This is a genomic window from Geodermatophilus sp. SYSU D00708 (genome assembly GCF_054050115.1).
In genome coordinates this window covers 84,781-98,330 of the sequence record NZ_JBJGYS010000004.1, presented here as the reverse complement: position 1 = coordinate 98,330, position 13,550 = coordinate 84,781, and the positions used below count along the sequence as shown (strand labels likewise).

The window sequence follows — 13,550 nt, the reverse complement described above, 5'->3', positions numbered from 1 at the left end:
GACCAGCGAGGGGTAGGCGCAGAGCAGTGGCAGCCAGCAAGGACAGCTTCGGAGCACGGGCGACGCTGAGCGTCGACGGCACCGACTACGACATCTACCGGCTCGACGCGGTCGAGGGCTCCGAGAAGCTGCCCTTCAGCCTGAAGGTGCTCCTCGAGAACCTGCTGCGCACCGAGGACGGCGCCGACATCACCGCCGACCACATCCGGGCGCTGGCCAACTGGGACCCCAACGCCCAGCCGGACCAGGAGATCCAGTTCACCCCGGCCCGCGTGGTCATGCAGGACTTCACCGGCGTCCCCTGCATCGTCGACCTGGCCACCATGCGCGAGGCCATGGCCGAGATCGGCGGCGACCCGCAGAAGATCAACCCGCTCGCCCCGGCCGAGCTCGTGATCGACCACTCCGTGATCGCCGACGTCTTCGGCACGCCGGAGTCCTTCGAGCGCAACGTCGAGATCGAGTACGAGCGCAACGGCGAGCGCTACCAGTTCCTCCGCTGGGGCCAGGGCGCGTTCAGCGACTTCAAGGTCGTGCCCCCGGGCACCGGCATCGTCCACCAGGTCAACATCGAGCACCTGGCCCGCGTCGTGTTCCCGCGCCAGGAGGGTGACCGCGTCGTCGCCTACCCCGACACCTGCGTGGGCACCGACTCGCACACCACGATGGTCAACGGCCTGGGCGTGCTGGGCTGGGGCGTCGGCGGCATCGAGGCCGAGGCCGCGATGCTCGGCCAGCCGGTGTCGATGCTCATCCCGCGGGTCGTCGGCTTCAAGCTGACCGGCCAGCTGCCCGAGGGCTCCACCGCGACCGACCTGGTCCTCACGATCACCGAGATGCTCCGCCAGCACGGGGTGGTCGGGAAGTTCGTCGAGTTCTACGGCGAGGGTGTCTCCGCCGTCCCGCTGGCCAACCGCGCCACGATCGGCAACATGAGCCCGGAGTTCGGCTCGACCGCGGCGATGTTCCCCATCGACGAGGAGACCATCGGCTACCTGCGCCTGACCGGCCGCAGCGACCAGCAGGTGAAGCTGGTCGAGGCCTACGCCAAGGAGCAGGGCCTCTGGCACGACGCGTCCCGCGAGCCGGCCTTCTCCGAGTACCTGGAGCTGGACCTCTCCACCGTCGTCCCGTCGATCGCGGGCCCGAAGCGCCCGCAGGACCGGGTCGCGCTGTCCGACGCCAAGGCCTCCTTCCGGCAGGCGCTGCCCACCTACGCGCCGGTCGACGAGATGCAGAAGGACGACGACGACGCCCCGCGCGACACCGAGTCGGCCGTCGACGAGGCCTCGGAGGAGTCCTTCCCGGCCTCGGACCCGGTGAGCCCGTTCGCGCACGGCAACGGCGACGCCGGCAAGCCGCACCACGTCGTCCCCGACCGCGTCCCGGACCGCCCCTCGAAGCCCACCCGGGTGGTGCTCGAGGACGGCACGGAGACCTTCGTCGACCACGGTCACGTGGTGATCGCCGCGATCACCTCCTGCACCAACACCTCCAACCCGCAGGTGATGATCGGCGCCGCCCTGTTGGCCAAGAAGGCCGTCGAGCTGGGCCTGTCGAGCAAGCCCTGGGTGAAGACGACGCTGGCGCCGGGCTCGAAGGTCGTCACGGACTACTACGAGAAGGCCAACCTCACCCCGTACCTGGAGAAGCTCGGCTTCTTCCTGGTCGGCTACGGCTGCACCACCTGCATCGGCAACTCCGGCCCGCTGCCGGAGCCGGTCTCGGCGGCCGTGAACGAGGCCGACCTCGCCGTGGTCTCGGTGCTGTCGGGCAACCGCAACTTCGAGGGCCGGATCAACCCCGACGTCAAGATGAACTACCTGGCCAGCCCGCCGCTGGTCATCGCCTACGCGCTGGCCGGCTCGATGGACGTCGACATCACCACCGAGCCGCTGGGCCAGGGCAAGGACGGGCAGGACGTGTACCTGCGCGACATCTGGCCCTCCCCGGCCGAGGTCCAGCGGGTGATCGACGAGGCCATCTCGGCGGAGCAGTTCGGCCGCAGCTACGAGGACGTCTTCGCCGGGACCGAGCAGTGGCAGAACCTGCCCACGCCGACCGGTGACACGTTCGCCTGGGACGCGGAGAGCACCTACGTCCGCAAGCCCCCGTACTTCGAGGGCATGCCGGAGACCCCGGCTCCGGTGCAGGACATCACCGGCGCCCGCACGCTGGCGGTGCTCGGGGACTCGGTGACCACCGACCACATCTCCCCGGCCGGCTCGATCAAGGCCGACAGCCCCGCGGGCCGGTACCTGCAGGAGCACGGCGTCGAGCGCCGCGACTTCAACTCCTACGGCTCCCGGCGCGGGAACCACGAGGTGATGATCCGCGGCACGTTCGCCAACATCCGGCTGCGCAACCTGCTCGTGCCCGGCACGGAGGGTGGCGTCACCAAGAACCACCTCACCGGCGAGACGACGTCGATCTACGACGCGTCGGTGGCCTACCAGGAGCAGGGCATCCCGCTGGTCGTGCTGGCCGGCAAGGAGTACGGCTCCGGGTCGTCGCGCGACTGGGCGGCCAAGGGGACGGCGCTGCTCGGCGTCAAGGCGGTCATCGCGGAGAGCTACGAGCGGATCCACCGCTCCAACCTCATCGGCATGGGCGTGCTGCCGCTGCAGTTCCCCGAAGGCCAGAACCGCGAGTCGCTGGGCCTGACCGGCGACGAGGAGTTCACCATCACCGGGATCACCGCGCTCAACGACGGCGAGACCCCGCGCACGGTGAAGGTGAAGGCCGGTGACGTGGAGTTCGACGCCACCGTCCGGATCGACACCCCCGGTGAGGCGGGCTACTACCGCAACGGCGGGATCATGCAGTACGTGCTGCGCTCGCTGCGCGGCGCGTCGGCCTGATCCGGCCGGTCGACGTGGACCTGGGCCTGGGTGGCCGCCGCTACCTGCTGACCGGTGCGAGCCGCGGGCTGGGGCTCGCGGCCGCCCGGGCCCTGGTCGACGACGGGGCGCGGGTGCTGCTGAGCTCCCGCTCCCCCGACTCCGTGGACGCCGCCGTCGCCTCGCTGGGCGGGCCGCCGGCGGCGGCCGGGGTCGCGGCCGACCTGGCCGACCCCGGCGCCGCCGAGCGGCTGGTCGAGGCGGCGCTGACCGAGCTGGGCGGCGTCGACGGCGTCCTCGTCTCGGTCGGCGGACCGACGCCGGGGACGGTGCTGGAGTCCGCCGAGGAGAACTGGCGCGACGGCGTGGAGAGCGTGCTGCTCGGCCCGCTGCGGCTGGTCAAGGCACTGGTGCCGCATCTGGACGCCGGTGCCGTGATCGCCTTCGTGCTCTCCACCTCGGTCCGCCAGCCGATCGGGCACCTGGCCATCTCCAACGGGCTGCGGCCGGGCCTGGCGATGACGGCCAAGGCGCTGGCCGACGAGCTGGGGCCCCGCGGCATCCGGGTGATCGGGCTGATGCCGGGCACCATCGCCACCGACCGGATCACCGACATCGAGCAGGCCTCGGGCGACGCCGCCGCGATGCGGGCCCGCACCGAGGCCGGCATCCCGCTGCGGCGGGTCGGCCGGCCCGAGGAGTTCGGCCGGGTGGCGGCCTTCCTCCTCTCCCCCGCCGCCTCCTTCGTGACCGGCGCGATGATCCCGGTGGACGGCGGCGTCCTTCGGGCGCTCTAGCGAGCCGACGCGTGCTCTCCGCCGGAGACCCCGCCGCGGCGCCGGTCCTGGTCGCCTGCGCGCACGGGACACGCAACCCGACCGGCCGCCGGCTGGTCGCCGAGCTCGCCCTCGCGGCCCGCCGGCTGCGACCCGGTCTGGAGACCACGGCGGCCTTCGTCGACGTCCAGCCCCCCACCGTGGCCGACGTGGTCAGCGGCCTCTCCGGGCAGGGCCGCGCGGCGGTCGTCGTCCCCCTGCTGCTGTCGGGCGGCTACCACGTGCACGTCGACATCGCCCGCGCCGTGCAGGCGCACGACTCCGCCCGCGCCGCCCGGCCGCTGGGGCCCGATCCGCGCCTGGTCGCGGTGCTGGCCGACCGGCTGGCGGCCGCGGGCGCCGATCCGCAGGACCCCCGCACCGCCGTCGTCCTCGCCGCCGCCGGGTCCAGCGACCCCCGGTCGCGGGCCGACGTCGAGCACACCGCCGGACTGCTGCAGCAGCGGTGGGGCGGGCCGGTGACCACCGGCTACGGGTCGGCCGCGAGACCGCCGGTGCCCGAGGCGGTCGCCGCGGCACGGGCCGCCGGCGCCGTCCGGGTGGTGCTCGCGGCCTACCTGCTCGCCCCCGGGCACTTCCACGACAAGCTGACGGCGGCCGGCGCGGACGCGGTCACCGCTCCGCTGCTGCCCGACGAGCGGATCGCCGCGGTCCTGCTCGACCGCTACGACGCGGCCCTGCCGGCCTGAGGAGGGTGTTCGGTTGTCCGCCGGCCCGCGGCGGGCGAGGCTGCCGTCATGGGCTCCGACGTCGTCTTCTACGCCCGGCCGGACGGGGAACCCCGCCGGCTGGGCATCGCCCCCCGCCTGGCCGGCTGGATGGCGACCGGCCACCCCGACCAGGTGCACGTGCGCGCCTTCGTCACCCACGCCCAGTCGGTCCTCGGGGCGCCGCCGTCCGGGCCCACGGGGCTGCGGCTCGACGTCGGGCTGCCCGAGGACGTCCGGCTGCTCGACCAGTACGGCCTGGGGCACTACGTCTGCCCGCTCGCCGAGTGGCTGGAGTCCCAGGGCGGGTGGGAGCTGGCCAGCGTCTGGGCGGCCAAGGCACCCGGCGAGGACACCGTGCTGCGCGTGGCCGAGGCCCGGCCGGTGCCCGAGCCCGAGGGCGACCGCCGGTTCACCGTCCGGACCACCACGTCGGCGGGGTCGCCGCAGTTCACCGAGCAGGTGCGCGAGCAGCTCGCCGGGGAGCCGGCGCTGCCGGCCGGTCCGATCGCGCTACAGCTGGCCTTCGCGGTGCCGGCCGGCTGCAACTGGCCGGGCCTGTGGCAGCCCACGCTCGACGGGCTGGCGCAGCTGCTCGGCGCGGCCGCTGACGACAGCCCGGAGGAGCCGTGCGACGGCCGGGTCGTCGAACTCGGCCTGCACCGGCAGGAGGACGCCGCGCTCGACCACGACGTCGTGGTGACCGGGATCGCCCGCGCTCTGGGAGACGACGCCGGCCCGGTGTGAGAGCCTGGGGTCCGGGCCTCCTCCCGGGCCCCCCGGACGAGCGGTGCCGTACCCGGACAGCGACAAGACGGCGCCCGGGAGGCACCGTGTCCTGGCTCGTGCTCGTCCTGTCCGGCGTGCTGGAGGCCGTCTGGGCCACCGCGCTCGGCCGCTCCGAGGGTTTCACCCGGCTGGTCCCCTCGATCGTCTTCGCCGTGAGCCTGCTGCTCAGCATGGGCGGACTCGCCTTCGCCATGCGGGAGCTCCCGGTCGGCACCGCCTACGCCGTCTGGGTCGGCATCGGTGCCGCCCTCACCGTCGGGATCGCGATGGTCACCGGCCAGGAGCCGGCGTCGGCGGTGCGGCTGCTCCTGGTGGCCGGGATCGTCGGCTGCGTGATCGGGCTCAAGGTCCTGCACTGAGGCCGGTCCCCCAAGGGCGGGGGTCCTAGTACCCCCCAGCGGCGGCTCGGGACCGTTCCGGAACCCGGCGAGGGTGGCGGTCACGGGGACCGATGCCGCACGGGGGCACCGAGACCAGGAGCACCGCCATGGACCAGCCCACCCTCACCCGCCGCGACGCCCTGAAGGTCGGCGTGCTGGGCACCGCAGCACTGACCTTCCCGTTCCTCCCCGGTCCGCTCAGGGCCAAGCGCGCCTCGGAGTTCAAGAACCTGCCGCGGCCCTACACCCTCCCGTTCCGGCAGCCGGAGGACCTGCTGCCGACGGGGACGGTCACGGTCGCCGGGGCGCAACGCCCGCTCTACGAGATCACGCAGCGCCCCTTTCAAGCACGGATCCTGCCCGGCGTCACGACCACGATGTGGGGCTACAACGGCCAGTTCCCCGGGCCGACCATCCGCGCGACCCGCGGCGTGCCGATCGCCGTCCGCCAGGCCAACCGGCTCCCGGAGAAGCACCCCACCCTGGGCTACGTGCCGGCGACCTCGACGCACCTGCACGGGGCGCCGTCCCGGCCGCAGTACGACGGCTACGCCAACGACCTCACCATGCCGGGCCAGTTCAAGGACTACCTCTACGACAACATCGAGGAGGAGCGCACGATCTGGTACCACGACCACGCGGTCATGCGGACGACGGAGAACGTCTACATGGGCCTGGCCGGCATGTACGTCGTCCGGAACCCGGTCGACGGACAGCTCCCGAGCGGCCCGTACGACGTCCCGCTGGTCATCAACGACGCGGCCTTCACCGAGAAGGGCCAACTGCTCTTCGACGACAACAGCCAGTCCGGCATCAACGGCGACGTCATCCTGGTCAACGGTGTCCCGTGGCCGGTCATGCCGGTGGAGCGGCGCCGCTACCGGTTCCGCATCCTGGTCGCCTCACTCGGTCGCGGCTACCGGCTGAGACTCTCCCCCGAGGCGCCGATCACGGTGGTGGCCACCGACGGGGGCCTGATGCCGGCGCCCGTCACCGTGACCACGCTGACGGCCGCCATGGCGGAGCGGTACGAGGTGGTCATCGACTTCAGCGCCTTCCGCGCGGGCCAGCGGGTCGAGCTGCGCAACCTCGGGATCGACAACGCCATCGACTACGACAACACCGACAAGGTGATGGCCTTCCAGGTGACCGACCGGGTCACCGTGCCGGACACCGCGCTGACCATGCCACCGGTGCCCCCGGCCGCCCCCGGCGAGAAGCCGCTGATGGAGCTGACCGAGGCGGATGCGGTCCGCAAGCGCGCGCTCCGGTTCCGGCGGCACAACAGCAACTGGACGATCGACCAGAAGACCTGGGCCGACGTCGAGGCCTCCGAGTTCCAGGACGTCCTCGCCGATCCACAACCAGGCGACGTCGAGGTCTGGGAGCTGCAGAACAACGCCGGGGGCTGGTTCCACCCGATCCACGTGCACCTGGTCGACTTCAAGATCCTCAGCCGCAACGGCAAGCCGCCCCAGCCCTACGAACGCGGACCGAAGGACGTCGTCTACCAGGGTGAGAACGACGTCATCCGGATCATCGCCCGCTTCGGCGGGGTCCTCGGCACCGATCCGGCCGGGCAGCCCATCCGCCGCACCGGCCGGTACATGCTGCACTGCCACAACACCAGCCACGAGGACCACGACATGATGCACCAGTTCCGGGTGGGGCAGGACACCCCCGAGAACGACCCCTTCTCCGCCCCGGCGCAGGACCTGCCGGCGTCGTGACGGCCGGGGCTCAGCCGGCGTCCGGGCCGGTGGCCGCGGGGCGATCGGGGTCGGCCGACCACTGGGACCACGAGCCGGGCCACAGCGCCGCGTCGAGGCCGGCCACCGCGAGGGCGGCGACCTCGTGCGCGGCGGTGACCCCCGATCCGCAGTAGGCGCCCACCGCGCGCCCGGGGACGGCGCCCAGGCCGGCGAACCGCTCGCCCAGTACAGCGGCTGGAAGGAACGTGCCGTCGTCGGCGAGGTTGCCGGTGGTGGGGGCGCTCACCGCTCCGGGGACGTGACCGGCGCGGGGGTCGACCGGCTCGGTCTCGCCGCGGTAGCGCTCGCCGGCGCGGGCGTCGAGGAGCACCCCGCCCGCGCCGGGCAGGGCCGCCGCCTCGTCGATGGTGAGCACGGGCATCCCGCCGGGGGTGAGGGTCACGTCGCCGGGCGCGGGGACGACGTCACCGGTCTCCAGCGGGCCGCCGGCGCGCCGCCACGCCGCGAGGCCGCCGTCGAGCAGCCGGACGTCGGCCAGCCCGCCCCAGCGCAGCAGCCACCAGGCCCGCGCCGCGGCGAGGCCGCCGCTGTCGTCGTAGGCCACGACCGGGTCGCCGTCCCGGATCCCCCACCGGCGGGCTGCGGACTGCAGTCGCTGTACCGACGGCAACGGGTGGCGGCCGGCCGCGGCCGACGGCGGGCCGGCCAGCTCGGCGTCGAGGTCGACGAGCACCGCGCCGGGGAGGTGGCCGGTCAGGTACTCCGCCCGGGACCGCGCGGCGTCGTACCCGAGCGCCCAGCGGACGTCGAGCAGCACGACCCTCCCCCGCCGGCGCAGCAGCTCCTCGACCGCGACCAGCACCGGCGTCCGGGTCACTGCGGCGCCAGCAGCCCGCGCAGCTCCTGGGTCAGCGCCTCGCGGGCCTCGGGGTGCTGCTGCCACGCGGCGGGCGTCGCCTGCAGCAGGGAGATCCGCCAGCGGCCGCTGCCCTCGTCGACCGCGACCAGCGTGTGGATGGTGTGGAAGCGCGGATCGACGTCGTTGTGCCCGGGCGGGATCATCCCGGCGTGGGCGAGGAGCACCGCGACGCCCGCCGCCACGGGCCGCACGGTGCGGATCACCGCCACGTAGGTGGCCGTCTGGTGGCTCCCGAAGATCTGCCGGAAGTCGGCGGCGATGGCCAGCCGCCCGTGGTGGTGCGTGCCGTCGTACCCGATGATGTCGCCGTCGTCGGCGAAGGCGGCCGCGACCGCGGCGCCGCTGCGCCGGTTCCAGCCGTCGAGGAACTGGGCGTAGAGCGCACGGATCTGGGCGTCGTTCGGGTGCGCGGACGTCACGCTGGCTCCTCCTGCGTTGCTGGGACAGGAGGAACGGTAGTGGTCACGCCGCGCCGACCGTCCGCCCCTCGCCGACCGCGAACTGGGTGCGGTAGAGGTCGGCGTACCGGCCGCCGAGCGCCAGCAACTCCGCGTGTGTGCCCGACTCCACGATGCGACCGTCGTCGATGACGAGGATCTGGTCGGCGCTGCGGATGGTCGACAGCCGGTGGGCGATCACGAGCGACGTGCGACCGGTCAGCGCGGTGTCGAGCGCGTGCTGCACCGCCACCTCCGACTCGCTGTCCAGGTGCGCGGTCGCCTCGTCGAGGATCACGATGCCGGGCGCCTTGAGCAGCACCCGGGCGATCGCCAGCCGCTGCTTCTCCCCGCCGGAGAGCCGGTAGCCGCGGTCGCCGACGACGGTGTCGAGCCCGTCGGGCAGCGAGCGGACCAGCCCGGCGATCCGCGCCCCGGCGAGCGCCGCCTCCAGCTCCTCCTCGGTGGCCTCGGGCCGGGCGTAGAGCAGGTTGGCGCGGATCGTGTCGTGGAACAGGTGCGCGTCCTGGCTGACCACCCCGATCGCGTCGCGCAGCGAGGCCAGCGTCACCGAGCGGACGTCGACGCCGCCGACCCGGACGGTTCCGCCGGTCGCGTCGTACAGCCGCGGCACCAGGTTGGCGATCGTCGACTTCCCCGCGCCGGAGTGGCCGACCAGGGCCACCAGCTGCCCCGGCTCCACGCGGAAGCTGACGTCGTGCAGGACGGCGGTCGGCCCGCCGTGCTCGGGCAGGGAAACGTCCTCCAGTGACGGCAGCGAGACCTCCGCCGCCGACGGGTAGCTGAACGACACGTGGTCGAACTCGATCGACCGGTCCCCCGCCGGCACCGGGACGGCGTCGGGCTCCTCGCGGATCATCGGCTGCAGGTCGAGCACCTCGAAGACCCGGTCGAAGCTGACCATCGCGCTCATCACGTCGACGCGGACGTTGGACAGCGCGGTCAGCGGCCCGTAGAGCCGGGACAGCAGCAGGGCGAGGGCGACGACGTCGCCCGGGCTCAGCGACCCGGTGAACGCCAGCCAGCCGCCGAGGCCGTAGACCAGCGCGGTCGCCAGGGCCGCGACGAGGGTCAGCGCGGTGAAGAAGGTGCGCCCGTACATGGCCGACAGGACGCCGATGTCGCGGACCCGCGCCGCACGGCCGCGGAACCCCTCGGCCTCGGCGCCGGGCCGGCCGAAGAGCTTCACCAGCAGTGCGCCCGCCACGTTGAACCGCTCGGTCATGATCGCGTTCATCGACGCGTTGAGGCCGTAGGACTCCCGGGTGATCTCCTGCAGCCGGCGCCCGATCCGGCGGGCGGGGAGGACGAACACCGGGACCAGCGCGAGCGACAGCGCGGTGATCTGCCAGGAGAGGCTGAACATCACGCCCGCGGTGAGCACCAGGCCGATGGCGTTGGACAGCACCCCCGACAGGGTCGAGGTGAACGCCTGCTGCGCGCCGATGACGTCGTTGTTGAGCCGGCTGACCAGCGCGCCGGTCTGCGTCCGGGTGAAGAAGGCGACCGGCATCCGCTGCACGTGCTCGAAGACCCGGCTGCGCAGGTCGTAGATGACGCCCTCGCCGATGCGGGCGGAGTACCAGCGGGTGGCCAGCGAGATGCCGGCGTCGAGGACCGCCAGGGCGGCGATGAGCAGCGCGATCCGGACGATGTCGGCCGCCGTGCCCTCCAGGCCCGCGATCCGGTTGATGATCCGCCCGGCCAGCAGCGGGGTGAGCACCCCGATCACCGACGAGCCGATCACCAGCAGCACGAAGAACGTCAGGTCCCGCCGGTACGGCCGGGCCACGCCGAGGATGCGGCGCACGGTGCCCTTCGGCAGCTCGCGCGCGGTGACCGACGGGTCGCGGCGGAACGAGCGCATCGCCGCCATCGAGGTCATGGGACCGCTCACGTCCACGCCACCCCCCTTCTCGACCGGCCAACACCCCCGTCGGACGGCCTGTTCCAGGGAGGATTCTCCCAGCACCCTGCGACGGTTCAGCCGCCCGCGGCCAGCTCCCGCAGCCGCCGGGTCTGCGCCGCCCGCTCCGCGGCGTCCTGGGCGGCGGGGTCGCTGCGGACGGCGGACCGGACCAGGGCCGCGGTCTCCCGGGCGGCCGCCACCGGCGTCGCGGTGAGGGCGGCGACCAGCGCCGCGACCGCGGTGTCCAGGTCGGCCGCCGGGACGACGGCGTTGGCCAGCCCGACGGCCCGCGCCTCCTCCGCCCCCACGGCGCGGCCGGTCAGGCAGATCTCCAGCGCCCGCGAGTAGCCGACCAGCTCCACCAGCGTGCTGGTGCCGGTGAGGTCGGGGACCAGCCCCAGCGTCGCCTCGGGCAGCCGCAGCAGGGCGTCCTCGGTGAGGACCCGCAGGTCACAGGCGAGCGCCAGCTGGGCGCCGGCGCCGATGGCGTGCCCCTGCACCGCGGCCACCGAGACGATCCCGGGTGCGCGCAGCCAGCGGAAGCCGGCCTGGTAGCGGCGGATCCGCTCCTGGGTCTCCTCGGCCGGCAGCCGCCCCAGCTCGGCCAGGCCGCCCGCGGTCCCGGGGTCGGTGCTGAACAGGCTGCGGTCCAGGCCCGCCGAGAACGACCGGCCGGCTCCGCGCACGACGACGACCCGGACGTCGTCGTCCAGCGACTCCCCCACGGCGGCCAGGGCGGCCCAGGTGGCGGGGGTCTGCGCGTTCAGCTGGTCGGGGCGGTCCAGCGTGACGGTGAGGACGGCGCCGCTGCGCGCCGTCCTCACCCAGCCGCCGGAGTCCCCGGCGATCACGCGCCCGCCTCGCTGGCGCTCGTCGAGCGCGCGCCCGGAGGTGCTGCGTCGTTGGTCGAGCTCGCGGGCTCGCTCAACTCTTCTTGCTGTTCCGGTTGGCCCCACCGCGACTGCGCAGGGTGGCCCCGGACTCCGAGAGCAGGCGGTGGACGAAGCCGTACGAGCGGTTGGTCGACGTCGCCAGGGAGCGGATGCTCTCGCCGCCGTCGTACCGCTTGCGGAGGTCGTCGGCGAGCGACGACCGGTCGTCACCGGTGATCCGCTTGCCCTTGCCGAGGTCTGCAGTGTTCGAGTCGGCCATGACTCCCCTCCGTCAGCAGCCGGCCGGCGGACCCGCACGGCCCACCGGGCTGCTCGTCCCCTTGGCGCCGGGGTCCCCATGACCGCGGCGTCCCGCGACCCATGATCACCCAGCACTCCCCGGCGCGCGACGCGAGAGGTCAGGCCAGCTCGACGAGATCGACGAGGTCCTCGCTCCAGGCGTCCTCGGTGCCGTCGGGCAGGAGGATCACCTTGTCCGGGTCCAGCGCCCGCACCGCGCCCTCGTCGTGGGTGACCAGCACGATCGCGCCGGTGTACGTGCGCAGCGCGTCGAGCACCTGCTCCCGGCTCGCCGGGTCGAGGTTGTTCGTCGGCTCGTCGAGCAGCAGCACGTTGGCGCCGGACACGACCAGCGTGGCCATCGCCAGCCGGGTCTTCTCACCACCGGAGAGCGTCCCTGCCCGCTGGTCGACGGTGTCGCCGGAGAACAGGAACGCGCCCAGGATCCGCCGCAGCTCGGTGTCCGTGGTCTCGGGTGCCGCCGCCCGCATGTTCTCCAGCAGCGAGCGGTCGTGGTCGAGGGTCTCGTGCTCCTGGGCGTAGTAGCCGATCCGCAGCCCGTGCCCGGGCCGCACCGCGCCGGTGTCGGGCACCTCCGTGCCGGCCAGCATCCGCAGCAGCGTCGTCTTCCCGGCCCCGTTGAGGCCGAGGACGACGACCCGCGTGCCCCGGTCGACGGCGAGGTCGACGTCGGTGAAGACCTCCAGCGAGCCGTAGCTCTTCGACAGGCCCTCCGCGGTCAGCGGCGTCTTGCCACAGGCCGCCGGCGTCGGGAAGCGCAGCTTGGCCACCCGGTCGGAGACCCGCACGGCCTCCAGGCCGGCGGCCAGCCGCTGGGCGCGCTTGTCCATGCTCTGCGCGGCCTTGGCCTTGGTGGCCTTGGCGCGCATCTTGTCGGCCTGCGCGGTCAGCGCGTCGATCTTGCGCTCGGTGTTCGCCCGCTCCTGCTTGCGGCGGCGCTCGTCGGTCTCCCGCTGCGCCAGGTAGGGCTTCCAGCCCAGGTTGTAGACGTCGACGGCCGCCCGGTTGGCGTCGAGGTGCCACACCTTGTTGACGACGGCGTCGAGCAGTTCGACGTCGTGGCTGATGACGATCAGCCCGCCCTTGTGCGCGGACAGGAAGCCCTTGAGCCAGGTGATCGAGTCGGCGTCGAGGTGGTTGGTGGGCTCGTCGAGCAGCAGCGTCTCGGCGTCGGAGAACAGGATGCGGGCCAGCTCGACGCGGCGGCGCTGCCCACCGGAGAGGGTGCGCAGCGGCTGTCCCAGCACCCGGTCGGGCAGGCCGAGGGCGGTGCAGATGCGGGCCGCCTCGCTCTCGGCGGCGTACCCGCCGAGCGCGGCGAACTGGTCCTCCAGGCGGCCGTACCGGCGCACCGCCCGGTCGCGCTCGGCGTCGTCGGCGGGCTCGGCCATCGCGATCTGCGCCTTGGTCATCTGCGCGCGGAGGACGTCGAGCCCGCGGCCGGAGAGGACGCGGTCGCTGGCGGTGGTGTCGAGGTCGCCGCTGCGCGGGTCCTGCGGCAGGTAGCCGATCTCGCCACTCACCTCGACCTTGCCGGCGTGCGGCAGCCGCTCACCGGCGAGGGTGGTCAGGGTGGTGGTCTTGCCGGCGCCGTTGCGGCCGACGAGGCCGATGCGGTCGCCGGGCTGCACGCGGAGGGTGGCCTCGCTGATGAGGATGCGGGCGCCGGCGCGCAGCTCGAGACCGGTCGTCGTGATCACTGATCCCAGGGTAGGCGCTCGCGCGCCCGCTTCCGACCGCATTGCGGGTGACGTCCGTCCACAGGCGGGCCGGCGAGGGACCCACGCCGGCCCCGAAGGGGCCACCA

General features: G+C 73.6%; 12 protein-coding genes and 1 riboswitch. Of the genes, 6 read left to right on the top strand and 6 right to left on the bottom strand.

Going from position 1 to position 13,550, the window contains the following annotated elements:
• Positions 1 to 26 precede the first annotated feature (26 nt).
• The 6 genes from ACI79D_RS05440 (at position 27) to ACI79D_RS05415 (ending at position 7,282) form a co-directional block, all read left to right on the top strand.
• Positions 27 to 2,861 (top strand): aconitate hydratase, encoded by a 2,835-nt coding sequence (locus ACI79D_RS05440; RefSeq protein ID WP_456917301.1) that lies wholly within the window; start codon positions 27 to 29, stop codon positions 2,859 to 2,861.
• A gap of 14 nt (positions 2,862 to 2,875) precedes the next feature.
• Complete coding sequence (locus tag ACI79D_RS05435) at positions 2,876 to 3,637, top strand: SDR family oxidoreductase (protein ID WP_456917300.1); 762 nt, start codon at positions 2,876 to 2,878, stop codon at positions 3,635 to 3,637.
• A gap of 11 nt (positions 3,638 to 3,648) precedes the next feature.
• The gene (locus ACI79D_RS05430; RefSeq protein WP_456917299.1) at positions 3,649 to 4,365 is read left to right on the top strand and encodes a sirohydrochlorin chelatase; all 717 of its coding nucleotides are present in this window, start codon (positions 3,649 to 3,651) and stop codon (positions 4,363 to 4,365) included.
• 48 nt (positions 4,366 to 4,413) lie between these two features.
• Positions 4,414 to 5,130: a hypothetical protein gene (locus ACI79D_RS05425; protein WP_456917298.1), complete on the top strand. Its 717-nt coding sequence runs from the start codon at positions 4,414 to 4,416 to the stop codon at positions 5,128 to 5,130.
• A gap of 9 nt (positions 5,131 to 5,139) precedes the next feature.
• Positions 5,140 to 5,207: riboswitch (guanidine-III (ykkC-III) riboswitch) on the top strand.
• Between the two features lie 9 nt (positions 5,208 to 5,216).
• On the top strand, positions 5,217 to 5,531 hold the full coding sequence (locus ACI79D_RS05420; protein ID WP_456917297.1) for a DMT family transporter: 315 nt from the start codon (positions 5,217 to 5,219) through the stop codon (positions 5,529 to 5,531).
• A 128-nt stretch (positions 5,532 to 5,659) separates the two neighbouring features.
• Entirely contained in the window at positions 5,660 to 7,282 is a 1,623-nt protein-coding gene (locus ACI79D_RS05415) for a multicopper oxidase family protein (protein ID WP_456917296.1), read from the top strand.
• A gap of 10 nt (positions 7,283 to 7,292) precedes the next feature.
• On the opposite strand, the gene ACI79D_RS05410 is transcribed toward ACI79D_RS05415, so the two are convergent.
• The 6 genes from ACI79D_RS05410 to abc-f all read right to left on the bottom strand — a co-directional run bounded on the left by ACI79D_RS05410 (position 7,293) and on the right by abc-f (position 13,443).
• A complete protein-coding gene (locus tag ACI79D_RS05410) occupies positions 7,293 to 8,141 on the bottom strand; it encodes a sulfurtransferase (RefSeq protein WP_456917295.1) in 849 nt (282 codons plus the stop codon).
• Complete coding sequence (locus ACI79D_RS05405) at positions 8,138 to 8,602, bottom strand: SgcJ/EcaC family oxidoreductase (RefSeq protein WP_456917294.1); 465 nt, start codon at positions 8,600 to 8,602, stop codon at positions 8,138 to 8,140. Before ACI79D_RS05405 ends, ACI79D_RS05410 begins: the two co-directional genes overlap by 4 nt.
• Positions 8,603 to 8,645: 43 nt before the next feature.
• Positions 8,646 to 10,538: an ABC transporter ATP-binding protein gene (locus tag ACI79D_RS05400; protein ID WP_456917293.1), complete on the bottom strand. Its 1,893-nt coding sequence runs from the start codon at positions 10,536 to 10,538 to the stop codon at positions 8,646 to 8,648.
• Positions 10,539 to 10,624: 86 nt separating this feature from the next.
• Positions 10,625 to 11,401, bottom strand: coding sequence for an enoyl-CoA hydratase/isomerase family protein (locus ACI79D_RS05395; protein WP_456917292.1), 777 nt, complete (start codon positions 11,399 to 11,401; stop codon positions 10,625 to 10,627).
• Positions 11,402 to 11,474: 73 nt separating this feature from the next.
• Complete coding sequence (locus tag ACI79D_RS05390; protein ID WP_456917291.1) at positions 11,475 to 11,702, bottom strand: helix-turn-helix domain-containing protein; 228 nt, start codon at positions 11,700 to 11,702, stop codon at positions 11,475 to 11,477.
• 139 nt (positions 11,703 to 11,841) lie between these two features.
• Positions 11,842 to 13,443, bottom strand: coding sequence for a ribosomal protection-like ABC-F family protein (abc-f, locus tag ACI79D_RS05385; protein WP_456917290.1), 1,602 nt, complete (start codon positions 13,441 to 13,443; stop codon positions 11,842 to 11,844).
• Positions 13,444 to 13,550: the final 107 nt, after the last annotated feature.

Excerpts from the sequence above, each read along its gene's own strand:
- ACI79D_RS05425 (WP_456917298.1), top strand. The coding sequence starts at position 4,414 with ATGGGCTCCGACGTCGTCTTCTACGCCCGGCCGGACGGGGAACCCCGC.
- ACI79D_RS05390 (WP_456917291.1), bottom strand. The coding sequence starts at position 11,702 with ATGGCCGACTCGAACACTGCAGACCTCGGCAAGGGCAAGCGGATCACC.
- ACI79D_RS05415 (WP_456917296.1), top strand. The coding sequence starts at position 5,660 with ATGGACCAGCCCACCCTCACCCGCCGCGACGCCCTGAAGGTCGGCGTG.